This is a genomic window from Rosettibacter firmus, from assembly GCF_036860695.1.
Classification (GTDB): domain Bacteria; phylum Bacteroidota; class Ignavibacteria; order Ignavibacteriales; family Melioribacteraceae; genus Rosettibacter; species Rosettibacter firmus.
On record NZ_JAYKGJ010000001.1, the window covers coordinates 1559815 to 1586656 of the forward strand.

Sequence of the window (26842 nt, forward strand, 5' to 3'; positions counted from 1 at the left end):
TGATTTTAATATGTTGAAAAAGATAATCAAAAAATATCCAATCATAGATTATACTGCTATTGTAATTGGTGCTGCAATTATGTCTCTGGGAATTGGAGTCTTTCTTGTTGATGCAAGAGTAGTTCCTGGTGGAGTAAGTGGACTTGCAATGGCAATTTATTATCTATCTGGCAATAAAATTTCTGTTGGTACTCTTGTCTGGATTCTTAATATTCCTTTATTTATCTGGGGCTTGAAAGAATTAGGCAAAAAATTTGGGATGCGAACTTTTGTTGGATTTTCTCTTAATTCATTTTTTATTGATTTATTTAGAGGTGATATTCCTGGATTGCATTCAATTCAATTGCATAAATCTCAAGCTGTTTTAGATCTCTATAAAAATGATTTTTTGTTTATGATTATTATTGGTTCTGTATTGCTTGGAATTGGATTAGGAATAATTTTCAAATTCAAAGGTACAACTGCTGGTTCTGATATTGTTGCTTCGATACTTCATAAACGTTTTGGAATAAAACCAGGACAGGCAATAATGCTGATTGATTTCTTTGTTATAGCTCTCGCAGGTTTTATTATTGATGCAAAAAATCTATCGCCAGAAAGACCAGCATTAACTCTTACCTTTTATGCTATATTTTTACTTTTTGTATCATCTCGATTAATTGATATGATTCTTGATGGATTCGATTATGCAAGAGCAGCATATATAATTTCTGATAAATATGAGGAATTAATTGAATCAATCTTAAAAGAGATGGGACGAGGTTGCACTGCAGTTAAAACACGTGGAACATTCAGAAATATTGAACGAGAAATGCTACTCACTGTTGTTCCTTTAAGAGAAGTATCTAAACTGGTTGATGTTGTAAAGGCTATTGACCCTTCAGCTTTTGTGATTATTTATAATGTTCACGAAGTACTTGGAGAGGGATTTAGAAGAAGAATTTAATATAAAACATTTTTATGGAAAAAGAATTTTTTACATCAGAAGATTTAAGGGCATTAGCCAGTTCATTTCAACAAAGTAGAATTTTATTAACTGCAGTTGAACTGAAAATTTTTACTGTCCTTGATAAACATTTGCTCACGTCAAAAGAAGTTGCAGAAAAAATAAATACAGATTGGCGAGCAACAGATCGACTAATGAATGCTTTATGTGCTATGGGATTATTAAAAAAAATTAATGGCAAATTTTATAATACTGAAAGTGCTTCTCAATTCCTTGTAGAAAATAAACCAGATTTTATGGGAGGATTGTTTCATACCAACGAACTATGGAAATCGTGGAGTACTTTAACAGAAGCAGTTAGAAAAGGTCATTCAGTTTATAAAAGAGATCTTGAGAATTCGAAATGGACTAAATCTTTTATTGCTGCAATGCATTACCGTGCTTTAAAAGAAGCAACGGTTGTTTCATATATGATTGATCTTAAAAGAGTAAAAAAAATGCTCGATGTTGGTGGTGGCTCAGGAGCTTTTTCAATGAAATTTATAGAAGCAAATCCTGAAATTAAAGCTGTAATTTTTGATTTACCCGAAGTGATTCCTTTAACAAAATTATATGTGGAAAATTTTTCTTTGAAAGAAAATATTTCATTTATTGAAGGGAATTATCTCATAGATAATTTTGGTAATCAATATGACTTAATTTTTCTTTCTGCAATTGTTCATATCAATAGTTATGAAGAGAATAAATTGTTGATAAAAAAATGTTATGATTCACTCAATGAAAATGGACAGATTGTTATTAAAGATTGGATAATGGACGAAGATAGAATTAAACCCGAAGGTGGTGCTATATTTGCTATTAATATGCTCGTTGGAACAAAGAATGGTGATACTTATACAGAAACTGAAATGAGAGAATGGTTGAATGATGCTGGAATTAAAAAAATGGAAAGAAAAGATACTGGCTTTGGCTTTTCTTTATTAATTGGTTATAAAGATTAAAACTATGAAGAGAATTTTATTTTTAAGTTTATTAGTAATTATTTCTTCGTGTAAGCCAGAAAAAAATGCCGAAGAGATATTGAAAAGTAAATTTACATTTTTAACTATTCCCCAGATCGATTCAATAGAAAATGAATTTAATCAGGATCAATTAATAAAGATATTAGTTTTACTTCATAATAATTTTTCAGAAGATGAAATTAAAGAACATCTAAACTTGACTGATATTCAATACGATGAAAAAATAAATCAACTTTTTGGTAATGGTTTAATCAAGAAAAAAGATAATGGTAAATTTGTTCCTGCCTGTATGATTATTGATTCTGAAGGTCAAAAAGAATTGAAAAAAATTGCAAAACCAATTGGTAAAATGGCAGCAGAAATTGTAATTGATAGACTCCCATTAGTCAAGGAAGCTTATTCAGAATTTTTTACGAATAGAAAAAAAGCAGCATTAAATAAATCTTCTTTCGATGATGCTTCGTTGTTCATATTAAGTAATGTAATGTTGAATAACTGGCAATTAAAAAATATTCAGGAAAAATTTATAAGAGCGAATATTCCACAGCGGGGAGATAAGAATTATTTTGCAGCACTATTTCAAATAAATAATAATCTGGATAATATCTTCTTAAACAGAATTTATAAAGAAAAAAATCAGATTATATTTACTTACACTCGAGATTTTAAGTTCAAGAACAATAAAGCTCTTGCTGGAATTACTTCAGAGCAAAATTATATGCTTTTAAATAATGATTGGAACGAAAAACTATTTGAAGAAATGGCATCAATAATAACAAAAGATTTAATTGAAAATCTTAATAAACAAAAGCCACTTCTTGTTAAATATTATTTAAACTCTCATTATAAAGAAGAAACTTCGTTTAAAGAATGGTTAATGTGGACTTATCAATTTATTGTTACAGAAGCCACAGAATATTTGATAGAAAAAAATGTTATTAAAAACACCGATACTAAAATCTATTTAGTTCAACTCGACGCAAAGAATCGTTTGAGTAATTAATACCAGGGATAGAGGAAGGAAATATAATTCTTATGCTTGTACCTTCTCCCTTCTTACTGCTAACATCAATTGTTGCATTATTTAAATCACAATATTTTTTTACGAGTGCAAGACCTAAACCAAGTCCTTCGTATCTTCTTGTGTATCCTATCTCTTCTTGATTGAAAGGTTGAAATAATCTTTCTATATATTTTTCACTCATCCCAATGCCAGTGTCACTTATTTCTACAAAAAGAGTATTATTGTTATTTCGACCAACTATAATTTTGACTTCACCAGCATCTGTATATTTGATTGCATTGTCAATCAGGTTTTCAAAAATCTGAATGGTACTGTACTCATCAATTTTAACTTTTGTAAATTCAGTTAGAGCAACGAGATCAAATTTTAGTTTTTTTAATTCTGCTTCGTGTTTGAAATCATTATATAAATCGAGTATCAGGGGATACAAATCTCTTTCAATAAAGACTGGTGTATAAGAATTTAATTGCATTTCGGACATATTTAAAATTGTATCAATTGTTCTTATCAGTCTTTTGCTTGAGAGATTAATCGAAGTAAAATAATCTTCTATTTCTTTATCAACATAATTTAATGATGATTCAAGATAATCTCTTATAAGTGAAACAAAACCTAAGATTTTTTGAAGTGGCGTTCGGATTTCGTGAGACATTTGTGAAAGGAATGCAGATTTTAATCTATCAGAAATTTCAGCTTTTTCTTTTGCATCCAGCAATTCTTTTTCATGTGCAATTCTTTCAGATATATCGAGAACAAAATCTGTATGAATAAATTTGTCTTTAAATTTATATGTGTCTACAAAAACTTCTACAGGAATTTCTTTTCCCGATTTTGTTGTATGAATAGTTTGAAATGTATAAGAATTTTTATCGAGAGTTTTTTGCCAGTGAGTTTCCCATTTATCTTTTTTAATGCTTTTATCAATATCAAAAACCGTCATCTTAAGGAGTTCGTCTTTCTTGTATTCTAATTTTTCACAGGCTGATTTATTTACGTATAGTATTTCACCTTTGGCATTAATCCAGAAAATAGGAAGTCTTGCATTTTCTATTGATTGTTTTATAAATAATAACTCTTCATCTTTTTCTTTTTGCTTTGTAATGTCATAAAGTAAACCCATAATAAATTTTTTCCCATTCACAACTTTAGAATTTGCGATGTCTCTAACCCATTTTATTTCACCATTTTTATTAATTATTCTGTATTCATTATCAGCTATGTAATTATTATTTGTAATTAATTTATTTGATTCTTTAATTACATTTTTTAAATCGTCTTCATGGATTATATGAAACCAGAATTGTTTCCCTGTTATGAAATCTTCTGGTTTGTATCCTGTCAATTCTTCAACACAACCTTCCATATAAATAAAATTTGGATTTTGAATGTTGATCTGGTAGGAAATAGCATTAAGGCTTTTTAAAATATGGTTATATTTTTCTTCGCATAAATTTATTTTTTGATGATGTTTTTTTCTGAATATTTTTAGTATTAAGTTTTTCAAGCAATACTCGTAATTTAATATACACGTTCTATAATCGAAGAATTAAAAATATTTTTTAATGGTTTTGTTAGGAAAATATATTTCAATTTGTTAGAATTTATGAAAATTGTAAGTCTACCACGTGCACTATCTAAACTTGGCTTTTGTTCGAGAAAAAAAGCTGAAAGTTTGATAATCGAAGGAAAAGTTCTGGTTAATGGAAAAGTAGTTAAGGATATTAAAAAGAGAGTAGATATTGACAGCGACAAAATTCAGGTGGAAGATAAAACAATTAATCAGACTATCGGGATTTATATCGCTTTAAATAAACCGCGAGGTTTAGTAACAACATTGTCAGACGAAAAAAATAGAGACACAGTTTTTAAGTGTTTTGAGAATTATGATTTACCATATATTTTTCCTGTTGGTAGACTTGATAAAGCAAGTGAAGGATTGTTGTTATTCACAAATGATACTGAGTGGGCAAATAAAATAATTTCACCTGAATCTCACATTGAAAAAAAATATCATGTTCAGATAAATAAAATTGCTGATGAAGATTTGATTAATAATTTAATTAAAGGATGTTTGATTGATAATGAGTTCTTAAAAGTAAAAGATGCTAAAGTTATAAGAGCAGGCAAAAAGAATAGCTGGCTCGAAATAATTCTTGATGAAGGAAAAAATAGGCACATAAGAAGAATGCTTTCATTTTTTGGTGTTGATGTTTTGAGGTTGATAAGAATATCGATTGGAGAAATTAAATTAGGAAATCTTCCTAAAGGAAAATTTAGATTTTTGACCACAAAGGAGATACAGTTATTTAAATAAATTTCTTATTTTTATTTTGTAATTGTAAGGAGGGTTGGGATGAAAAAAGGTGCTCTTGCATTATTGGTTATTATGACTTTAATATTTAATTCTTGTTTTGAACAAGAGGGAATTATAACTCCTGAAATTATTAATTATTCACTCAATCAAGTTGATTCAATAATAGTTGTTCTAAATTATAATCAAAAAGTTTTGATCGATAACAAGTTAGAAATTTATTTTGAGGATGTTGTTTCAGATTCCCGCTGTCCAATTAATGTAATGTGTATTTGGGCTGGAGATGGAGAAGTTAAACTCAAATTTAAAAAAGATAATGATGTTACTCATGAATATCTTCATACATACTTAGAACCGAAATCGGTGATTGTTTATAATTATTTTATAAAATTGAATTCTTTAATGCCCTATCCCGAATTCGGGAAGGAAATTATAAAGACAGATTACAAAGTAGAACTGATTATAAAAGCTATGCAATATCATTAAAAGAAAAACAAACAAGTTTAATTTTCTTTCCTTCGGCTAAATGTTGCTTTTCATATTTCGTTTGAATTTTTTCTTCTTCTGAAAGTAAATCTGATTTATAAAGATCATCTGTTGATTTATGTAAAATGAGTTTTTCTTCTTCAATTACTTTTAGTGTATAAGCATAAAGAGTATCATCGTCAGTCTTAAGAAAAATTTTCCCTTCTGGTAGTAAAATGTTTTTATAAACTTCAAGAAATCTTGGATGTACAAGACGTTTCTTGATGCTACTTCTTCTTGGGTATGGATCTGGAAATGTAATCCAGATTTCTTCAGCTTTTATTCGTTGAAAAATTTCATTTAGTTTTTCAATATAAGCAATTAAGAAAGCTACATTTTTTAATTTTTCGCTATTTGCATTTTTTGATGCATTCCATAAACGTGCTGCTTTACGATCAACACCAATAAAATTTCTATGAGGATAAAGTTTTGCAAGGTTAATAGAATAATCGGCTTGACCACATCCAAGTTCTAATGTTACAGGTTTATCAGAACCAAGATAATTTATAATATGTTGTTCTACATTTTCCTGTTTATAATCGAACACATTCTCAAATGTTCTAACTTCAGCAATTTTTATGTGTTTTCTTCTTGGCATTTTATTAAAAATGTTTTTGGCAAAAATAGTTAATAATTTTTTTCTACTTAAATAAGAACTATTAGTTTTTTGCTTTAAAAATATATTTAATGGACTTCTAATTTTTGGATAAATATATAATTGTTTATATTTGGAGTGGTTGCTTCTCTTTCACTCATTGTTCCTTCTTGTTGCAACCTGCTAGTTGACAAATCTGTTAACAATAGGAAACCAATTAAATAAAAAAAATAACAAATCAAATTAAAAAACGACTATAGTCGTTGGAGGTAATTAAATATGGCAATAGCAAAAAGCGGAGATACTGTAAGGGTTCATTATACCGGGACACTAAATAATGGTCAACAATTTGACTCGTCATTAGGAGGTGAACCTTTAGAATTTACAATTGGCGACGGAACAATTCTTGAAAAATTTGAAGAGGCAGTAATTGGACTACAACCAGGTGAATCAATTAATATTACAATACCATCAGATGAAGCTTATGGTCCAAGAAGAGATGATCTGATAATTAAGATTAGCAATGCTAATCTTCCACCAGATTTAAATCCTGAAGTTGGAATGAAACTTCACATGGAAACAGCAGATCATCAAATAATTGCATTAAAAGTTGTGGAAGTTCTTCCTGATGGTGTAATGATTGACGCAAATCATGAATTGGCAGGTGAGGATTTGAATTTTAATATTCAGCTAATCGAAATTGTATCATAAAAATATTTTCATATTAGAAAATTATTAAAGTTATATAATAAGCGACTTGCTAATATGGTGAGTCGCTTAAAAATATTATTTGTTGTATCAATAAAACTACTTTTGAAATAATCTGAACATGCATAACATAGAATTTTAGGGTATAATTAATGAGTTGAAGATTTGATTTATTATTTATGAAGAATACAAGTTTTATAATAAAAGATTTTTAGATTTTACCAAGAATTATTAATTAAAATTAAAAAACAGATTTAGAATTTTTTATTATGTTGTTAATAAATTTTATAATTATATATTAACACTTTACTTGGTTCTTTTGATTATAAAAGCATTCTCAGCTTTTTCAAATCCAATTTTTGGATAATATTCCATAGCATTTGGAGCCGAAAGTAAAAGAAGCATGCTTTGTTCTCCAATTTTTTCTCTAATAAGTTCAATTAACTTTTTACCAATTCCTTTATTTTGATATTCTTTTTTTACTGCAAGGTCTGATAAATAACAACAATAACAATAATCTGTTAAAGCTCGAGCAATACCAATAAGATTTTCTCCATCCCATGCAGTAACTACAAGATTTGAATAAAAAAACATTTTATTTATTCTTTCTTTATCATTTGTTGGTCTTTTTATACCAGAACTATTAAAAACTTCGATTATTTGTTCAACTTCAGGAATAATATCATATTTATAGATTATTTGCATAAATAATTCCCATTGTTTATGATATTGAGCTATGATTAATTTAAATCTGTTGATATTATTAGAAGTAATTTTATTTGGGAATTAGTTGTACTAATCCGTACGATTAATTCTTTGATTAGATGCTTTTAATAAATATGAATTTCCTTTGTTATTGAAGATTCGTACTATAACATCGACGGTAACATTTGGTCCCCACTTTGGTCCATTGCGTGCTATTTTCACAATACGATTTGGCATCAATTCATTTTCTGGAACAATCTCATCTGATAACCATGTTTTCCATACCTGATTATTGTAAACTATCCACAAAGCATCTGCTGTTATTAAGTTTTTTATATTAAGCGTGTCTTTTGCTGTAATATAAATTAATGCTGTTAAAGGTTTACCATCGGGTGGACTGATTGGTTGAAAATCACGCCACATATAAGTTGATAAATATATTTTTCTTGAATCAATACTTATTGTATCGGGTGCTGAAAGTAATTGGTTTATTGGAATATCGGGCGGTGTCGGTTCCTCATTTTCGGTACATGAAATTATTGTAAGTGATATAAAAAACAACATTAAATTCTTTAATGTTTTTATTAATGATGATTTATTCATATTAAATCCTTTCTTTAAAACATCCTGTATTGATTACATTTTTATTGTATTAAATACAGCATAAGGAACACTGAGTTTAATCTCTCCATATTTTATTGATTGTTCATTAAAGCGAGTTTCAATTTTATCAAAAATCTCTTCAACTTTATCTTCTGGTAATAACTTTATCCAAGAACTTATAAATGCAAGACGAATAAAATAATGATTGAACATTGAAGTGCCATCTGCAAATCTGTAGTTAAATTGAGCCTGTTCTAAATCTTTTATTTGAAATCCATATTTATTGAGTAATGATAATATATTTTTTATTGGTGGACGTTTATTTAAAATATGTTGATGCATTAATTTTACTTCTGATTCCATTTTCATCTCATTTAAAATACTTTCTAATTGTGTATAAAATTCAATCATCGTTAATTCTGTATTCATTGTAAAAACAAATTGACCATCCTTTTTCATGATTCTTGAGCACTCAGAAATTACTTTGTCTATATCAGTAACATTATTGATTCCATTATTGCTTGTAATAAGATCAATAGATTCATCATCAAGTGGAATTACTTCTGCAGAGCTTTCAATTAGTGTAACATTGTTGATTTCATAATAATTAATTTTTTTTCTAATGCGTTCTAAAACTTCTTTCCATGGATCAATTCCATAAACTTTAGAACTATTTCCTAATCGCATTGCTATTTCAATTAAAGGAAAACCTGTGCCAGAGCCAATATCTAAAGCAGTTATATTTTTTTTGTAATTGATAAAATCCAGTAGCTTAAAACCAAATGGAGCTGACCAGAATGGTAATTCATCCAGTACATCAATCATTTCATTCATTTTAAATTCGTTGAGATAACTTTTCATTTTTTACTCTTTATTTTTAATAAAGAATTATCATAATTCATCTATTGAGACGAGATAAGTTTCAATTTGTTATGAAAAAATTTTAGTAGAATAAATTATTTTATGATTTATCTTAATAAAACAAGTTTTTTTGTTTGAGTAAAATTACCAGCATTAATTCTATAAAAATATACTCCACTTGATAGACCTTCGGCATTCCATTGTTTTGAATATTTACCTGCTAAAAGTTTTTCGGATACAAGAGAAGTTATTTCTTTCCCTAAAGTATCATATATTTTGAGTGATACAAATGTATCTACTGGAATTGTGAAACTGATATTTGTATTTGGATTGAAAGGATTTGGAAAATTTTGTTCAAGCAAAAATCCTTTTGGCAATGTTTCTAATTTTACAGTAGATAATGTTGAATCTATTCCGCCCATACCAACAGGAGCAAATAAATCATTGGTAATGCAAATTTTATCAAGACAAGCACCATCTTCTCTGTAACCAATTTTTAGAATGTGATTTCCTTTTTTTAAAGAATAACTATTGAGTTTAAACCATTCCCATCCATTTGTTTTTAATCCATTTGCATTATAAAATAGTTCATTGTCAACTGTTATCCAGAATGAATCATCATTGTATGATGGACAATTAATACGACCAAATATGTTATAAGTTGTATCATAAAGAATTGAAACAGGAATTTCAATCAGATCTTCTTTTGATGGTGGAGAGTTAAGTGATTGTACACCAGGTTTTACTGTAATATATTTCCCATTCGATGCAGCAATATCTGATATTACATTAAAATTACTTCCGCTTTTAACAAATTTTTCTGCTTCAAACCAGAAATACTCAAGTTTGCCCTGTTGAAATACTGTATCTTCTCCAGTAAATAAATTCAGATCAATTGATTCCCCCATTTTTTTATATCCATCCGCATCTGGATGTAATCCATCGTTCTGAAAAGAAGAGATTAGTTTTAATGTATCGGCTGGATCTCGCATTATTTTATCGAAATCAATGCAGGCATCAAAATTTCCTTTTGTACGAATCCATTGATTAACAACACTTCTACACATTTCACTATACTGATTATAATATTGATTCCCTTTGAAAGGTGTAATTGTTGCACCGTAAATTCTAATATTTTTTGCATGTGCTTTTGCTATCATCTGTTTGTATGCATCAATTAAATTATTAGCTGTTGTTTTAGCAGATTCTTCGGTTGTTACTTTTCCAATATCATTCACACCAATGAAAACAATAATCCATCGAACGGAAGATTGAGAAAGGATGTCTCTATCAAAACGACTAATTGCAGTTGGACCTAATCCACCAGATAAAACGCAATTCCCCCCAATTCCTAAATTTAAAACACCAATGTGTTGTGTTCTTGGATCTTTGAGAAGTTTTTCTGAAAATATGTCAGTCCATCTATTTTGCATATTTGTTGTTGAACCTCTTCCATCTGTAATTGAATTACCAAGTATTGCTACACTTGCATAATTTGATGGGACAAGAACTTCAATTGCATTTATGTTATACCAGTGATCTGTTTTGATTGCATTACTAAAATCTTTTACCGAAGGATCATTTCCTGGCAATAAATATGAAGTGGTGCGAGAACCAGGATGTCCTGTAACTGTTGATGATGTTTGACCATAATATATTGTTATTGCAACATCCATTCTTGGTTTTAAATTAAATGCAATTGGATCGGATACAACAGCAGTACCTGGATTCATTGTTATTTCTGGTTTACCATTAAAAGTAAGTTCTTTATTTGTACTTATGTCAATTGAACTTCCTCCAGTTGATACAGCAATTTGAACTGATTTCATTGTAACAGCTTCGTTGCTAAATTCATTTGAGAATTTAAGTCTTATTGTGTCTCCTCCAATCGAAACTCTTACAACCTGTCTTAGTGAATTATTTGTTAAACCTGGAGATGGTGGCATATTATTGGGTTCAACAAGTTGGGGTGCAGTAGCCCATGTGCCAACCCATTTTTTTGTCTGGCTGATTAAAGATTTTGAGTTTATAAATAAGAACAGAAGCAAGAGTATCTGAATATTAAAAAGTTGGTTTGTTATTTTACTTATCATAATCCATTTATTTATAGTTGTAGAAAATTTCTTAGCAAATAAAATTTTGAATTATTCTATTATTGTTAGAAAAATAAATGTTAATTTATGAATTAAGTAATAGTGATAACTCAAATTGCATTTTTCTGGTTAAATATAAATCCACATGTTAAACAAATCCATTCCTGGTTTTTACTGGTAATTTTTTTGTGATCTATAATTATTGTGTTATTTGAATTACAATTGGGACAATTAACTTTTGTAGAATATTCTTCTTTATCAGCTTCAGTCAAATTAACCTTTTGACTTTTGTTTTCTTTTTTAATTTCCATAAATCTCTATTTAATTTTATACATAAAACAAGTTAATAGTAAAAAATAAAAAACTCAAACACTGTTAAACATCATTTTTAAATACTAAGTAAGAATAAAATGTTTTAATTTAGTAAACAATTTGTAAATAATAGCTCTTGTATTCTTTTATTTTGTGAGAAATAAAATGGATTCTATAAAAAACTTTTTCTATCCAGAATCAATATGCATCGTTGGGGCATCAAGTAAAGAAAAAAGTATAGGATATGAAATTTTAAAGAACATTAAAGAGTATGGATATAAAGGGAAAATATTTCCTGTAAATCCTCGTGCAGATGAAATCTTATCGTATAAGTGCTTTCATTCAATTGAAGAAATTCCTGAGAAGATTGATCTGGGAATTGTGGTTGTTCCAAAACAAATAGTAGAAGATTCAATAATCTCATTGATGAAGAAAAATGTAAAATCGGTAATTCTTGTTACAGCTGGATTTAAGGAAGTGGGTAAAGAAGGTGAAGAACTCGAAAGAAGAATTCTTGAAATTACTAAAAATGCTGGGGCTAAATTAGTAGGTCCAAATTGTATGGGTGTTATAAATGCTCTCGATGATGTACGACTTAATGCAACATTTGTAGCTGAAAAACCAGAAAAAGGTTCAACAGGATTTTTATCACAAAGTGGTGCACTCGGGGCTGCAGTATTAAATTCACTTAGAGAAACAGATATTAAGTTTGCACATTTTATAAGTGTAGGTAATAAAGCAGATGTAAACGAAAATGATATTGTTGAGTTCTGGCAGAATGATGATAATATTAGAACCATTGTATTATATCTCGAAAGTTTTTCTGATGGTGAGAGATTTATAAAAAATATTTTAGATGGGAAATTTCATAAACCTATAATAATATTAAAAGCTGGAAGAACTCTAAGTGGAATGAAAGCAGCAATTTCTCATACAGGTGCAATGAGTACACAGGATAGAGTTGTAGATTCAATACTTAAGCAATTTGGAATTATTCGAGCAGAAAATTTGAATGAACTTTTTAATACAGCTAAGGGGTTTGAAAATTTTCCATTACCGAAAGGAAATAAAGTTGCAGTTGTAACCAATGCTGGTGGTCCTGCTATTCTCTGTGTGGATAAATTAGAAAAAGAAGGATTAATTTTATCGACATTATCAAATGAAACAAAAGAGACAGTAAAAAAATTAATTCATCCAGAAGGAAGTGCAGAAAATCCAGTTGATCTATTGCCTAATGGTGATGCTCAAACATTTACTAATGTAATAAAAACATTAGTTAAAGATGAAAATGTTGATGCCATAATTTCAATTTTTGTTGAACCAGTAATGGTTTCAGCATTTGATGTGATTGAATCGATAAATTCGATTGAAAGCAATAAGCCAATTTTTCAGGTAGCAATGCCACTTCCAGAATTCTGGCAATACTATAAATTAAATTCAAAATACAAAAAGCCAGTTTTTAGAAATCCAGAAGATCCTGCAGAAATTATTTCAAATATGCTTCTGTATTCAAATAAAAATAAAGTTATTAGAAAGTCTGAGTTTTTGAATCGACATAAGGTTGGTGGTTATCGTATAACATCAAAAAGTGGAATATTAGACCATAACGAAATTGAAAAACTTTGTAAACATTATAACATTCCCCTTGTTAAAAGCAAGTTGCTTCTGCCAGAAGAAATCAAAAATATTGAAAAGGATTTTTTCCCTCTTGTATTAAAAGGGATAAATAAGAATGTAATTCATAAAACAGAAGTGAATGCAGTAATGCTGAATATCAAAAATGAAGATGAACTTTTAAAAGCATCGGAAGAAATTAAAGTTAACTTTAGACACAAAGGATATGAAGTGGAAGCATTTTTAATTCAACAATATGTAAATCCAAAATATGAAATATTAATTGGAGGATATAGAGATAACTCTTTCGGTCCTATAATTATGTTTGGTCTTGGAGGTAAATATGTAGAAGTGTATGATGACATAGTAATTAAATCATGCTATCTAAAAGGCGAAGATATTGATGAAATGATAGTATCAACAAAGATAGGAAAAATACTTAAAGGCGTAAGAGGAGAAAAAGCTGTTAACATTGATGATTTAAAAAATATTATAAAAAATTGTGCACTTATGATGATTGAAAATCCAGAAATACTGGAATTTGATATAAATCCATTAATTATTGATAAAGAAGATAATTATTATGTTGTTGATGTTAGAATTAATATTAAAGTTTAGTTCTTAATAATTTGTTTTGAGTATTTGATGATAAATTTCCATCTACCATTTTTTTCTCGATTTAAAGAAGAGAATTCATAATTCGTATAAAATTAAAGTTGTTAATTCAAAAGAAAAGTAATAATAAGATGCTTTTTAAAAATTACTTTTAATTGCCACAGAATATTATTATGTCATTCTGAACGAAGTGAATAATCTCTTTTTCAGAACTATTTTGATATATATAGCTTTGCGGGATATGACTAATATGGTTTATTACAAGTCACAAATAAGAATAAATATTTTAGCTCTAGATTGATTGAATTCCATTTTACATTTTATAATTCAGAAATTATAGTTATAATTTCAGTAGTAAAATAATTTTTAAAATGCCTCTAAGAAATTTATTTATTGATTTTAATTCATTTTTTGCCTCGTGTGAACAGCAACAATTTCCTCATCTAAGAGGGAAACCAGTAGCTGTTGTTCCAGTTAAAGCTGATACGACATGTTGTATAGCAGCCAGTTATGAGGCAAAAAAATATGGAATTAAAACAGGTACACTTGTAGCAGACGCAAAAAAAGTTTGTCCTGAATTACACATAGTTCAGGCAAGACATAGAGTTTATATAGAATATCATCATAAACTTATACAGGCAATTGAAACATGTATTCCAGTCGATGCAGTTTATTCGATAGATGAAATGTCGTGTACATTGATTGGCAAACAACAGGAAAGAGAGAATGCAATAGCTCTTGCAAAAAAAATTAAAGAAACAATTTACAAACAGGTTGGTGAATGTTTAAAATGTTCAATAGGAATTGCTCCAAATCAATACCTTGCTAAAACAGCAACAGATATGCAAAAACCTGATGGACTTGTTGTAATTGAAGAAAAAGATTTACCGCATATTTTGTATTCTCTAAAATTGAGTGATCTTGTTGGTATTGGAAGAAGAATGGAACCACGTCTTCGAAAATTTGGAATTGATACAGTTGAAAAACTCTGTAATGCCAGTAAATCTATGTTAAGAAAAGTGTGGGGAGGAATTGAAGGTGAAAGAATGTACATGCAATTACGAGGAGAAATTGTTAAACGTCCTCCCACACATCGAACAACAATAGGTCATTCTCATGTTATGCCGCCAGATCTCCGTTCGAAAGAAGGTGCTTATTCAGTTTTGCATAGACTATTACAAAAAGCTGCAATGAGATTGAGATATATGGGATTTGTATGCGGTACAATGTCTATAAAAGTAAAATTTTTAAGCGGGAAAAAATGGAGAAATGAAATTTCATTTAATCATACTCAAAATACAATTGCATTAATAAAAGCTTTCGAGGAAATGTGGAAAGATTATCCTCCAATTAAAGAAAAACCAATTGCTGTTGCTGTTACTCTCTATAATCTTATGCTCGAAAATTATAATACACTTTCGTTGTTTGAAGATGATAATAAATTCAAATCCTTAAACAATGCTATCGATTTATTAAACAAAAAGTTTGGATATGGAGCTGCATATTTTGCTGGTTCACACTTCGCAGTTAATTCAGCACCAATGAGAATTGCATTTACACAAATTCCAAATGTTGAAATAGAAGATGATGATATTGAAGAAATTTGATGAGTTTAATTTACATCAATTAACTTTTTGATAAATTGTACTGGCTTTAGTCAATTAGAAAGAGCTAAAGCCAGTATTTATATCATATAAGTTTGGTTTATTAATTACTTCTTTTCAAATACGAGTCTTCCAGCACCAGGATAACGAACTACAATTGTATCACCACTTTCATATTTATTCATTAATAGTTCTGTAGATAAAGGATTAATCAAATATTTTTGAATTGTTCGTTTAAGGGGACGAGCACCATAAGTTACATCGTATCCATGTTGCATAAGGAAATCTTTAACATCTTCTTCAACTTCGAGTGATAAACCTTTTTCTGCAAGCATACTTCCAACTCTTTGCAATTGTATATCGATAATCTTTTTAATTTCATTTTTAAGAAGTGGTTTGAATAAAACGATTTCATCAATTCTGTTTAGAAACTCAGGTCTAATTGTTTGACGTAATAATTCTGTTAAAGCAATTCGTAATTCGCCCATTACATATTCAAAGTTATTTTCATCAATCGAACTTAATTTTTCCTGTATTAAGTGAGAGCCAAGATTGGAAGTCATAATAATTATTGTATTTTTGAAATCGACTGTCCTTCCCTGATTATCTGTTAATCGTCCATCATCAAGTACTTGAAGTAAAATATTAAAAACATCTGGATGAGCTTTTTCGATTTCATCTAATAAAACTACAGAATAAGGTCTACGACGAACAGCTTCGGTAAGTTGTCCACCTTCTTCATAGCCAACATATCCTGGAGGTGCACCAATCAAACGAGATACAGAGAATTTTTCCATATATTCACTCATATCAATTCTAACCATTGCATGCTCGTCATTAAATAAAAACTCAGCAAGTGCACGGGCAAGTTCTGTTTTACCAACACCAGTTGTTCCAATGAAAATAAAAGAACCAATTGGACGATTTGCATCCTGTAGACCAGCACGAGATCTTCTAATTGCATTTGCAACAGCTGCTACTGCATCGTCCTGACCAACTACTCGTTTATGAAGTTCTTCTTCGAGTCTTAACAATTTTGTTCTTTCACTCTCAAGCATTCTACTTACTGGAATGCCAGTCCATTTTGCAACAACTTCAGCAACATCTTCGGCATCAACTTCTTCTTTAAGCATTTTATTGTGTTTTTGAATTTCTGCTAATTCTTCTGTTTCTTTCTTAAGTTTTCTTTCAAGTTCATTGATTACACCATAACGCAATTCTGCAACTTTACCAAGATTACCTTCACGTTCGTATCTATCTGCATCAGCTTTTGCTTTTTCAATTTCACTTTTCATCGATCGGATTTTCTGAATCTTTTCTTTTTCCAGTAGCCAGTGGCTTCTCAATCTATTTCTTTCTTCTTCGAGTTGACTTAATTCTTTTTGAAGTTCTTCGAGTCTGGAAGCAGAATCAGAATCCTGTTCTCTTTTCAAAGCCTCACGTTCAATTTCGAGCTGTTTAACTTTTCTTTCGATAGCATCCAGTTCTTCAGGCATCGAATCAATTTCAATTCTCAATTTTGAAGCTGCTTCGTCAATAAGATCAATTGCTTTATCTGGCAAAAATCTATCTGTTATATATCGATTCGAAAGTTGAACAGCAGCTACAATAGCTCCATCAGTAATTCGAACTCCATGATGAACTTCATATCTTTCTTTTAATCCTCGTAAAATTGAAATTGAATCTTCTTCACTTGGTTCTGCTACATAAACCGGTTGAAATCTTCTTTCGAGTGCAGCATCTTTTTCAATGTATTTACGATATTCATCTAGAGTAGTTGCACCAATTGCATGAAGTTCGCCTCGAGCTAATGCTGGTTTTAAAATGTTAGCTGCATCCATTGAACCTTCTGCACGACCCGCTCCAACGAGTAAATGAAGTTCGTCAATAAATAAAATTATTTCACCATCTGACTCCTGAACTTCTTTAACCACTGCTTTTACTCTTTCTTCAAACTGTCCTCGATATTGAGTTCCTGCAACTAATGCACCCATGTCGAGAGCAACAATTCTTTTTGTCTTAAGAGTTTCCGGAACATCACCCGAAACTATACGATGTGCAATACCTTCTGCGATTGCGGTTTTACCTACTCCAGGTTCACCTATTAAAACAGGATTATTTTTTGTTCTTCTGGAAAGTACTTGAAGAACTCTTCTTATTTCTTCGTCTCTACCAATTACTGGATCGAGTTTATTAGAACGAGCAAGTTCATTCAAATCACGTCCATATTTTTTAAGAGCTTGATAAGTATCTTCTGGATTTTGAGATGTAACTCTTTGTGTTCCACGAATATCTTTTAATGCAGCTAAAATTACATTTTTATTTATTCCATTATCTCTTAATAACTTTCCAGCAGCACCACCATCTTCACTCAATGCTAAAAGTATATGTTCTGTAGAAATGTATTCATCTTTTAATGCTTTTGCTTCTTCAGCAGATTGATCAAACAAACGAGCAGTATTCATCGAAAGTTGTTGGCTGCCAATTCCAGCTCCTATTACTTTTGGTAATCTTTCAAGTAATTCTCCTACTTTTATTTTCATATGATTAATATTACCACCAGCTTTCTGAATGGTAGAGACTGCAACTCCAGTTGAATCCTGAAGTAATGCAGCAAGTATATGTTCCGGTTCAACAATTTGATTATTATAATTTTGTGCTATTTCTACAGCTTCCTGAACAGTTTCTTGAGCTTTAACTGTGAATTTATTGAAGTTAAAAGCCATATCGTCACCTATTTTTTTCTGCTAATACAAAATTAATTTAATAAAGTTTCATATTAAATAAAAAAATACTAATCATAATAATACTAACTCGTAATATTTTATTTATTATTATATAATAATACTCTTTGCCTTGTTACTGCTTGCCATTTATTTTAATTTTGTAACTCAACTTGAAAGAATTTTTATGTCACATGTTTTATCACAAAACGAAGATACAATTGTTGCACTTGCTACTCCACCCGGTATTGGTGCAATTTCTGTTGTAAGAGTTAGTGGTCCTGAAACTTTTAAAAAAGTCGATTTAATTTTTTCTGGTAAAAAGAAAATTTCTGAATGCGAGACTCACACAATTCATTATGGTAAAATAATTGATAAGAATAATGAAATTATAGATGATGTTCTCATTTCAATCTTTAGAGCACCACATTCTTATACTGGTGAAGATTCAGTTGAAATAAGTACTCATGGAAGTCAGTTAATTACAGAAAAAATAATTTCTCTTCTTGTTGAACAGGGAATTCGACTTGCTGAACCAGGTGAATTTACTAAAAGAGCTTTTTTAAATGGAAAACTTGATCTTGCACAGGCAGAAGCTGTTGCCGATTTAATAAATGCAAGAACAGAAGCTTCCTTAAAAGGAGCCAGAAATCAACTTGATGGAATTCTTTCTAAAAAAGTTGATTTGTTAAGAGAAAAGTTGATAAATACTTCTTCATTAATTGAACTTGAACTTGATTTTGCAGAAGAAGATATTGAACTTTTACCTGTCGAACAAATTTTAAAAAATATATCAGAAATAGAAGAAGAAATTGAAAAATTATTAAAAACTTTTTCATTTGGTAAAGTAATTAGAGATGGTGTTAATGTAGCTCTTGTAGGGAAACCAAATGTCGGAAAATCTTCATTATTAAATTATTTATTGAAAGAAGCCAGAGCAATTGTTAGTGATATCCCGGGAACAACGAGAGATATTATAAGAGAAGAATTATTTATTGATGGAATACTTTTTAAACTCTATGATACAGCAGGAATAAGAACGACTGAGAACATTATTGAAAAAGAAGGAGTATTAAGAAGCAGAAAAGTAATTGAAGAAGCAGATATTGTATTGTTCTTAAATGATGTAGAAAAAGGTTTTGATGAAGATTTATATAATGAAATTCTTGAACTAAGTTCAGAAGAAAGAGTTTTAAAAGTAGTAAATAAAATTGATATTAAAGCAAATAACGATTCCCGTTTTGATGTAGGAATTTCTGCTAAAACTGGTGAAGGTATCGATAAATTATTCAATAAGTTAAAAGATAAAGCTATTGGTTCAAACATATATACTGAAAAAACAGCCATAGTTTCAAATATTCGTCACTATAATGCACTTAAAAAGGCAAAAGAGCATTTAATAAATGCAAAGAATTCTATTAAAGAAAAATTAACAGGTGAATTCATAGCCGTTGATTTAAGAAATGCAGAAAATTCTTTGAGCGAAATAATAGGTAAAATTACAACAGATGATATTTTAAATAATATATTTTCAAAATTCTGTATAGGTAAATAAGTTTCACGTGAAACCAGGAAGAGTTTGTAGTTGAAAGATATAAGCAAATTTTAAGAATAAGATAAAATTAAAATCGAAAAAGTTTCACGTGAAACGGAAAGGGAATTATGAAAGAATATGATGTAATAGTTGTTGGTGGTGGACACGCAGGCATCGAAGCAGCAACAGCTCCTGCCAGGATGGGATGTTCTGTTGCTATGATTACAATGGATAAAAATGCAATGGGGAGAATGTCCTGCAATCCAGCAGTTGGTGGAAGTGCTAAAGGCCATCTTGTGCACGAAATTGATGCTCTCGGTGGTATGATAGGATTAATCGCAGATAGATCTGGAATTCAATTTAGAACATTGAATAAATCCAAAGGTCCTGCTGTCTGGGCAGGAAGAAGCCAGAATGACCGAAAATTATATTCAATTGAAGCTTTGAAAGCAGTTCTTTCTGTTCAGAATCTTGATATAATTGAAGACTCTGTAATTGAAGTATTAGTCGAAGATAAAAAAATTTATGGTGTAAAAACTCAAAAAGGCCAGGAAATTAAATGTAAAGCGTTAATTGTATCGACCGGGACTTTTCTTAATGGTTTAATGTATACCGGAGAAAAAATCTTTCGTGGGGGACGTTTTGGTGAACCCCCAGCCGTTGGATTAACTGAATCTTTAATTAAATTAGGTTTTGAAGCTGGTAGACTTAAAACTGGAACTCCACCAAGACTTAAAAAAGATTCAATAAATTGGGATGTTCTCGAAGAACAAAAAGGGGATGATCCACCTCAACCATTTTCACTTCGAACACCTAAAAATGAATTCCCTTATCTTCCTCAACTTAGCTGTTATATTACTTATACAAATAAAACTGTCCATCAAATTTTAGAAACAGGTTTTGATAGATCTCCTTTGTTTACTGGAAAAATTAAAGGGAGAGGACCAAGATATTGTCCATCTATTGAAGATAAAATTTATCGTTTTTCAGATAAAGAACGTCACCAACTTTTTCTTGAACCAGAAGGATTGGATTCCGATTTGATTTATATTAATGGATTTTCAAGCTCACTTCCAGAAGAAGTACAATATGAAGCACTAAGAAAAATTAAAGGTCTCGAAAATGTTGAAATGGTTCGTCCAGGCTATGCAGTAGAATATGATTTTTTCCCACCTCATCAAGTTGATTTAACGTTAGAAACAAAACTAATAGAAGGACTTTATTTCGCCGGTCAAATTAATGGTACTTCTGGCTACGAAGAAGCAGCGGCACAGGGAATTGTTGCAGGTATAAATGCTGCATTGAAAATTCAAAAAAGACCAGAATTTGTTCTAAAAAGAAGTGAAGCATATATTGGTGTTTTAATTGATGATCTGGTTGGAAAATCAACTGATGAACCTTATCGTATGTTTACTTCAAGAGCTGAACATAGATTGATTCTAAGGCAGGATAATGCTGATAGGCGACTTTTGAAATATGGCTATGAATTTGGCTTAATTCCTAAAGAACTTTATGATGAACTTAAAGAAAGAGAAGTATTAATTACAAAATCAAAAGAATTATTAAGTAAAACAAAAATTCTGCCTACTGATATTAATCCATTTTTAATACAAAAGAATACAACTCCAATTGATAATGCTGAAACAGTAGATAAACTTGTTAAAAGACCAGAAATTAATTTGATAGATTTATTGGAATTTATTAAAAACAAAAATGGCGAAATCGTAGATTTATTAAATGATAAAAAAGCTATTGAACAGATTGAAATTGAATTTAAGTATGATGGATATATTCAAAGGCAGATGGAATTAATTGAAAAAATGGAAAAATTAGAAAATGTTCTAATTCCATTAAATTTTGACTATTCTAATTTGAAAGCTATTTCTGCGGAAGGGAGAGAAAAATTAAGTAAAGTAAGACCAAGGTCAATTGGTCAGGCTTCAAGAATCTCTGGTGTTACTCCTTCAGATATTTCAGTTTTATTAGTATATTTGAAAAGCTAATTTTGAGGTTTTTCTTTGAATTCCTATGAGCAGTATTTACGTGAACTAAAAATGCTCTTCTGGGAAAACAATATTAACCCAGATGAGTATCAACTTGAAAGATTAGCTAATTTTGCTGTTCTTGTAACACAAAAAAACTCTAAAGTTAATTTAATCTCTCGCAAAGATATCTCAAAAATTATCGAGAACCACGTTTTCATTTCCTCTTTTGTTTCTGAATTTATTCCTCAAAAAATAAATAACTTTTTAGATGTTGGAACAGGTGGTGGATTCCCTGGAATTCCTCTTGCAATAACTCGTCCACATTTAAAAGGTGTTCTTGTTGATTCTACTGCAAAAAAAATTGATGCTGTAAAAGAGTTTATTTCAAAACTTAAATTGAATAATGTAACAACAGAAAATTGTAGAGTAGAAAGTGAAGAGTTCAGACAAAAATATTCACAGGCTTTTGATCTTGTAATAAGTCGTGCAACAGTTCCACTTATTATTCTTTTTAGTTATGCACTTCCTTTATTGAAAGAAAAATCGTTTATAGCTTCTATAAAGGGGGGCGATTTAAATGATGAATTTAATGCTGCAGAACTTAAATACAAAGCTTACATAAAGAAATCAACAATATTTGAACTTGCCTACAAACCAACTAACACTCGCAACGAAAAAGGAAAAAAATTAATCCTCTTTGAGATTAATAAATAAATTGTTAATTAGTTTATTAAAGTAATTTTATTTATTTGAATTGATACATCAATATTTGTTTATACATATCAACCAAATAAAATTACTTGTTCGAAAAAATTCAAATTGTTACTTCACAATTAAATTAAGGTTGATTCCGTATAATACCGATTAGATGTGATTATTTAGATAACAAAACAAAAGTTTTATTTTGTTTTTAATAATAGTTAATAATGAAGATTGAAAAATTTATTAAATATCCTCAGCAACGAGATGTAGTTTTTGTTCTTGGTGCAGGTGCATCTCATCCAGATGGTGTTCCACTTCAGAGAGATATACTTCCACAAATATTATCTGATGAAAATGAAGAAATAAAAAATTCTGAAATAGGAAAAATTGTACTTGAATTTATTACAGATAATTTTGATTTCAATAAAAAATTAAATTTATATCCTCGACTCGAAGCAGTATTTGGTTTTCTTGATTATTTTATTCAGCATAATGAAAGTCTTAATTCTAAATACACAAATTCTCGCATAAGAGAGATTAAAGAATATTTAATAAAACTTGTTCATTACATTGTTAATTTGAATACAGATAAAAATAGTCATTATTATCACTTATTCTGGAAATTATTATCAGAGCATGTTCCGAATTCATCGATTATAACATTGAATTATGATACACTTCTTGAGCAATCATTTGAGTTTTTATTTAAACAAAATTATTATCTTGATTATTGTATTCAATTAATGAATTATGAAAGAATTCCACAATTAAAGAGTTTTAATTTCTGGATCAATCCACGTGAGCCAGTACTTGTGAATGAAAATGTTAATCCTATTCCAATAAAAATTATTAAACTTCATGGTAGTTTGAACTGGAAATATTGTAACTGCTGTAATTTGACTTTACTTACACCATGGGATCGAAAAATAGATTTAAATAAAGGAAAGTTTCTTGGTTACACATATCCCGATAAAGAAGAGTATGAATTTCGATGCCCAATAGATGGAACTGATTTTGAAACCTTAATTATGCCGCCATCATATTTAAAAACTTTGCATCATCCAGTAATATCACAATTATTGGTTGAAGCATCACGAGAAATTCGTTCTACAAAAAGAATTATTTTTATTGGATATTCAATGTCCGATGCAGATTTACATATAATTGCATTATTCAAAAAGCACATTCAGAATGGAACGGAAGTAATAGCCATAAATCCCAAAAAGAAAGAATCACTCGAATTAAGCTACAAATCAATATCCAGAGATACTAAATTTATAAACATATCGTTCGAAGAGTTGCTGAAGAAGAATATAATAGAAAAAATTATTTAATATACACAATTCGAGAAATTATTTATCAGTTTTAATAAGTTATTTTTTCCCAGATTAATGTGATTATTAATTAATAAATTCAATTAGTTTACTAATTGTATGGATATTTTATCGTGCTAAAAAAGCACTAAATAATTTGTCCTTAAGCAATAATAAAATAATCAACAGTCATATAGCCATTCACAGTATTAAATTTATATTTTATATTCGTATCTATTTTCTTCGATAAAGTTAATAATAATTGAAAAATATTTTCCAATCAATCGTATATAATGTTTGCTCTATGATAATTAATAAAATATTATATGCTGTGATTATAGGTTTCCATATAACATCCAAAATACTCTTTATTAAAATTTCTTTTAAGCAAATATTCTATACAAAAAAGTTACTTTTGAGGTTAAATAATCAATTCTTTTTAGACCATTTTTAACTATTGTTCTTTGTAAGTGAATGTATGAACTAAAATATTATCTATAAATATGCTATAATCACCAGGAGGTAGTGGAATATTTTTATCATCAACTAAATTTAGTGAGTAAACATACTCTATATTATTAAACTCTTTCCTTGGAACTTGAAATCTTGCAATTATTTTATTGAGTTGACGATGTATAATTTCTACATCGCTTTCACGGGTTCCTCTAAGAAAAGTTATTTCAATTACATCAGGTAGTGTAGTTACTTTTTCTTCTACTGGTAAATTAAGTATATTTTTGGTTTGTACATTTTTCACAAGAGGTAGTGCATCTGAAATAAAACCGAAATGTAAATCTGCTATTATTTGATAGTCTTTCAGTGGTATGTGATCGTGATAAGTGTTATATATTCGATCCAAATATAAAATTTGAGTAGTATTTGCATCTACGAGACGGATTTCTAATTCAACAATTCCTATTCTTTGAAGAATGACTGTATCAATAGGGACAAATGTTTGGCCAAATTCAAGTATTCTATAGCCTAATATTTTTGTAGCTTTTAAAAACTTTTCATTACTAAAAGAAACCAGAGAATCTGCATACTTTTGTTTATATACAAGCCAGCTTTTTTCGAAATGATTATCTGACTCGGCAAATGACGCAGATAAGATATTTTCATCCCGATCTAAAATTGTAATATGTTTTTTTAAAAGCTTATCAATGAGTGCACGATATACAACTAATTGTAAATCTTCATCAGATACATAGTTTCGATCAACACTTTGAATAATAATCTTATCGTCAGGCGTAATATTATTAAAGAGATTATCCGGTAATGTCATAGTGGATAATACTTTATCGAGAAATCTTGGATTAGTTAACTGTAATATTTTTGTAATATCTTTTTTAACAGTTTGTGTTTCGCTTTTACTTACTCTTTTTACATTAATAAATTCTGCCCCGGCACAACCAGTTAGTATAATTATCACTAATAATAAAAAATTAATTTTTTTCATCTTTACCTCCGATCTAATATTTTATTGAAAATCATTTAAAACTTACTATTTCCTGAAGTGTCAATTGTAACTATTTTAATAAAATCATCTTTTTCGTTTCAGAGAAATTGCCTGCTTGCATTCTATAAAAGTAAATACCACTTGGTAAATTAGAAGCATTAAATTCAACTTCGTAAATTCCAGGTGATTTTTCTTCGTTGATTAGAACAGATACTTCTCTTCCAAGTATGTCATAAACAGTAACATTAACAAAACTTGATTTAGGTACAGAGAATTTTATTATAGTAATTGCATTAAAAGGATTAGGATAATTTTGTTGTAATGAAAAATTGCTAATTATACTATTCAATGCAGATTTAATATCTCTTGTAAATAAAATCTTGTAATTTAAAATCCCGGATGTTAATGGCAATTTAAAATTTCCTTCTAATTCATAAGGTAATTCTTGATTTTCATTAACAAGGTATAATTTGAAATTAGATAGATTTTTTGCTTTAATAAATAGTGTCTTTTTGTTACTATTAAAAATTCTTAAGTTAAATATCTTATTATTGAATTCAGGTTCATGAATTTCTTTTAAATATTTTAATCTTGGGGAAGAGATTGAATCGATAACAACAATGTCCTCTTCAATATTAATACCGGGGGCATAAACATCAAAAATATCCATTTTATGTTGAGCATTATTATTTATAAAGAATAACAAGGAATCTCTATAAGATAAATCATCAAGAAGATAAATGATTGATATTAAATTTCTATTCATATAGTTTGTTTTACTTATGTTGTGTTGATTTGTTGAAAAATAGGGTATTTTTAAAGAACTTAAATCCGTATTATTTAAGTAATAATACCCTGTTAAAGGTTCTAATTCATTTGATTGATAGTAATTTCCATTATAAGCCCATAATGGCTGAGTAATATTGTTAGCTTTTTTTACTGAATCCCATAAAATAACTTTTTCGAATGGGTTTGATATTAAATTCCAACCGGGGTGTAATTTTATAGAGTAAGAATGGGTATTATCTAAACTAACAGGTTTTGTTTCAATATCTAATTGTATACTATACTTGGATACTACCCAAAAGGCTTTGCCTGGTTCAAGTAAGAATTTAGATGTGTTGTCAAACTCAATCAAATAATTTGGATACTCCAAATCTTCTCCATTGTCCCAGAATGCTTTCCAATCGGTGCCATAATTCAAATTTTTGAAAAGTGAAGACAATGATATACTTGAATTCCCAGGTATACCAAATATTTTATAATCCTTTTCACTTTTTGAATTTGAAAAACTAATGACGGTATTTATTTGATTAATTATAGGATAGATAAAAACAGAGAAAGTGTAGTTACTTATATCAAAAACTGCAGAATCATTTGTATCACTTATTCTTACCTTGCATTCAGTTGATGTTACATAGGGAACTACCCAATCATACTTACCAGTATTTGCTATAAAATTATTTATGATTGTTATCCATGTTTTACCATTGTCTGTTGTGTATTCTATCTTAATATATGTAACGTTAGAACTATTCCATCGTATTTGTTGTTGACTTCCTGCTATCCATGCTTCTCCTCCATTTGGGGA

Annotated in this window: 22 protein-coding genes; 12 read left to right on the forward strand and 10 right to left on the reverse strand. The window is 29.2% G+C overall.

What is annotated here, in order from left to right:
- Positions 1–10 precede the first annotated feature (10 nt).
- From VJY38_RS06690 to VJY38_RS06700, 3 genes are read left to right on the forward strand one after another with little or no spacing between them, the layout of a single operon-like run.
- Positions 11–946, forward strand: coding sequence for a YitT family protein (locus tag VJY38_RS06690; protein ID WP_353679904.1), 936 nt, complete (start codon positions 11–13; stop codon positions 944–946).
- A gap of 14 nt (positions 947–960) precedes the next feature.
- The gene (locus VJY38_RS06695; RefSeq protein ID WP_353679905.1) at positions 961–1947 is read left to right on the forward strand and encodes a methyltransferase; all 987 of its coding nucleotides are present in this window, start codon (positions 961–963) and stop codon (positions 1945–1947) included.
- A gap of 4 nt (positions 1948–1951) precedes the next feature.
- Positions 1952–2971, forward strand: coding sequence for a hypothetical protein (locus tag VJY38_RS06700; RefSeq protein WP_353679906.1), 1020 nt, complete (start codon positions 1952–1954; stop codon positions 2969–2971).
- Here VJY38_RS06700 and VJY38_RS06705 read toward each other — a convergent pair.
- Positions 2922–4496 (reverse strand): sensor histidine kinase, encoded by a 1575-nt coding sequence (locus tag VJY38_RS06705; RefSeq protein WP_353679907.1) that lies wholly within the window; start codon positions 4494–4496, stop codon positions 2922–2924. The two genes, VJY38_RS06700 and VJY38_RS06705, sit on opposite strands and share 50 nt — an antisense overlap.
- Before the next feature lie 99 nt (positions 4497–4595).
- On the opposite strand from VJY38_RS06705, the gene VJY38_RS06710 reads away from it, so the two are divergent.
- The gene (locus VJY38_RS06710) at positions 4596–5306 is read left to right on the forward strand and encodes a pseudouridine synthase (protein WP_353679908.1); all 711 of its coding nucleotides are present in this window, start codon (positions 4596–4598) and stop codon (positions 5304–5306) included.
- A gap of 39 nt (positions 5307–5345) precedes the next feature.
- Positions 5346–5789, forward strand: a complete 444-nt coding sequence (locus VJY38_RS06715) for a hypothetical protein (RefSeq protein WP_353679909.1) — start codon at positions 5346–5348, stop codon at positions 5787–5789.
- Here VJY38_RS06715 and trmB read toward each other — a convergent pair.
- Positions 5773–6426: a tRNA (guanosine(46)-N7)-methyltransferase TrmB gene (trmB, locus tag VJY38_RS06720; protein ID WP_353679910.1), complete on the reverse strand. Its 654-nt coding sequence runs from the start codon at positions 6424–6426 to the stop codon at positions 5773–5775. The two genes, VJY38_RS06715 and trmB, sit on opposite strands and share 17 nt — an antisense overlap.
- Before the next feature lie 276 nt (positions 6427–6702).
- Here trmB and VJY38_RS06725 point away from each other — a divergent pair, with 276 nt between their 5' ends.
- A complete protein-coding gene (locus VJY38_RS06725) occupies positions 6703–7134 on the forward strand; it encodes an FKBP-type peptidyl-prolyl cis-trans isomerase (RefSeq protein WP_353679911.1) in 432 nt (143 codons plus the stop codon).
- Between the two features lie 303 nt (positions 7135–7437).
- On the opposite strand, the gene VJY38_RS06730 is transcribed toward VJY38_RS06725, so the two are convergent.
- The 5 genes from VJY38_RS06730 to VJY38_RS06750 form a co-directional block, all read right to left on the reverse strand.
- Positions 7438–7836 carry a GNAT family N-acetyltransferase gene (locus tag VJY38_RS06730; protein WP_353679912.1) on the reverse strand — a complete coding sequence of 133 codons (399 nt, stop codon included), beginning with the start codon at positions 7834–7836 and terminating at the stop codon, positions 7438–7440.
- Positions 7837–7926: 90 nt separating this feature from the next.
- The gene (locus VJY38_RS06735) at positions 7927–8439 is read right to left on the reverse strand and encodes a hypothetical protein (RefSeq protein ID WP_353679913.1); all 513 of its coding nucleotides are present in this window, start codon (positions 8437–8439) and stop codon (positions 7927–7929) included.
- A gap of 33 nt (positions 8440–8472) precedes the next feature.
- Positions 8473–9300, reverse strand: coding sequence for a class I SAM-dependent methyltransferase (locus tag VJY38_RS06740; RefSeq protein ID WP_353679914.1), 828 nt, complete (start codon positions 9298–9300; stop codon positions 8473–8475).
- Positions 9301–9407: 107 nt separating this feature from the next.
- Complete coding sequence (locus VJY38_RS06745) at positions 9408–11393, reverse strand: GDSL-type esterase/lipase family protein (protein ID WP_353679915.1); 1986 nt, start codon at positions 11391–11393, stop codon at positions 9408–9410.
- A 110-nt stretch (positions 11394–11503) separates the two neighbouring features.
- Complete coding sequence (locus VJY38_RS06750; RefSeq protein WP_353679916.1) at positions 11504–11704, reverse strand: hypothetical protein; 201 nt, start codon at positions 11702–11704, stop codon at positions 11504–11506.
- A gap of 166 nt (positions 11705–11870) precedes the next feature.
- Between VJY38_RS06750 and VJY38_RS06755 the strand changes: the two genes are divergently transcribed.
- Both VJY38_RS06755 and VJY38_RS06760 read left to right on the forward strand, forming a co-directional pair.
- Entirely contained in the window at positions 11871–13937 is a 2067-nt protein-coding gene (locus VJY38_RS06755; RefSeq protein WP_353679917.1) for an acetate--CoA ligase family protein, read from the forward strand.
- A gap of 368 nt (positions 13938–14305) precedes the next feature.
- Entirely contained in the window at positions 14306–15541 is a 1236-nt protein-coding gene (locus VJY38_RS06760; RefSeq protein WP_353679918.1) for a DNA polymerase Y family protein, read from the forward strand.
- A gap of 104 nt (positions 15542–15645) precedes the next feature.
- Here VJY38_RS06760 and clpB read toward each other — a convergent pair whose 3' ends face one another.
- Positions 15646–18264: an ATP-dependent chaperone ClpB gene (clpB, locus tag VJY38_RS06765; protein WP_353679919.1), complete on the reverse strand. Its 2619-nt coding sequence runs from the start codon at positions 18262–18264 to the stop codon at positions 15646–15648.
- Between the two features lie 184 nt (positions 18265–18448).
- Here clpB and mnmE point away from each other — a divergent pair, with 184 nt between their 5' ends.
- The 4 genes from mnmE (at position 18449) to VJY38_RS06785 (ending at position 23816) form a co-directional block, all read left to right on the forward strand.
- A complete protein-coding gene (gene mnmE / locus VJY38_RS06770) occupies positions 18449–19816 on the forward strand; it encodes a tRNA uridine-5-carboxymethylaminomethyl(34) synthesis GTPase MnmE (RefSeq protein WP_353679920.1) in 1368 nt (455 codons plus the stop codon).
- 107 nt (positions 19817–19923) lie between these two features.
- Positions 19924–21798, forward strand: coding sequence for a tRNA uridine-5-carboxymethylaminomethyl(34) synthesis enzyme MnmG (gene mnmG / locus VJY38_RS06775; protein WP_353679921.1), 1875 nt, complete (start codon positions 19924–19926; stop codon positions 21796–21798).
- A gap of 15 nt (positions 21799–21813) precedes the next feature.
- A complete protein-coding gene (gene rsmG / locus VJY38_RS06780; RefSeq protein ID WP_353679922.1) occupies positions 21814–22494 on the forward strand; it encodes a 16S rRNA (guanine(527)-N(7))-methyltransferase RsmG in 681 nt (226 codons plus the stop codon).
- 212 nt (positions 22495–22706) lie between these two features.
- On the forward strand, positions 22707–23816 hold the full coding sequence (locus VJY38_RS06785; protein WP_353679923.1) for an SIR2 family protein: 1110 nt from the start codon (positions 22707–22709) through the stop codon (positions 23814–23816).
- A 433-nt stretch (positions 23817–24249) separates the two neighbouring features.
- Here VJY38_RS06785 and VJY38_RS06790 read toward each other — a convergent pair whose 3' ends face one another.
- Complete coding sequence (locus tag VJY38_RS06790) at positions 24250–25251, reverse strand: hypothetical protein (protein WP_353679924.1); 1002 nt, start codon at positions 25249–25251, stop codon at positions 24250–24252.
- 70 nt (positions 25252–25321) lie between these two features.
- A partial coding sequence (locus VJY38_RS06795) for a T9SS type A sorting domain-containing protein (protein WP_353679925.1) occupies positions 25322–26842 on the reverse strand: 1521 nt, incomplete at its 5' end.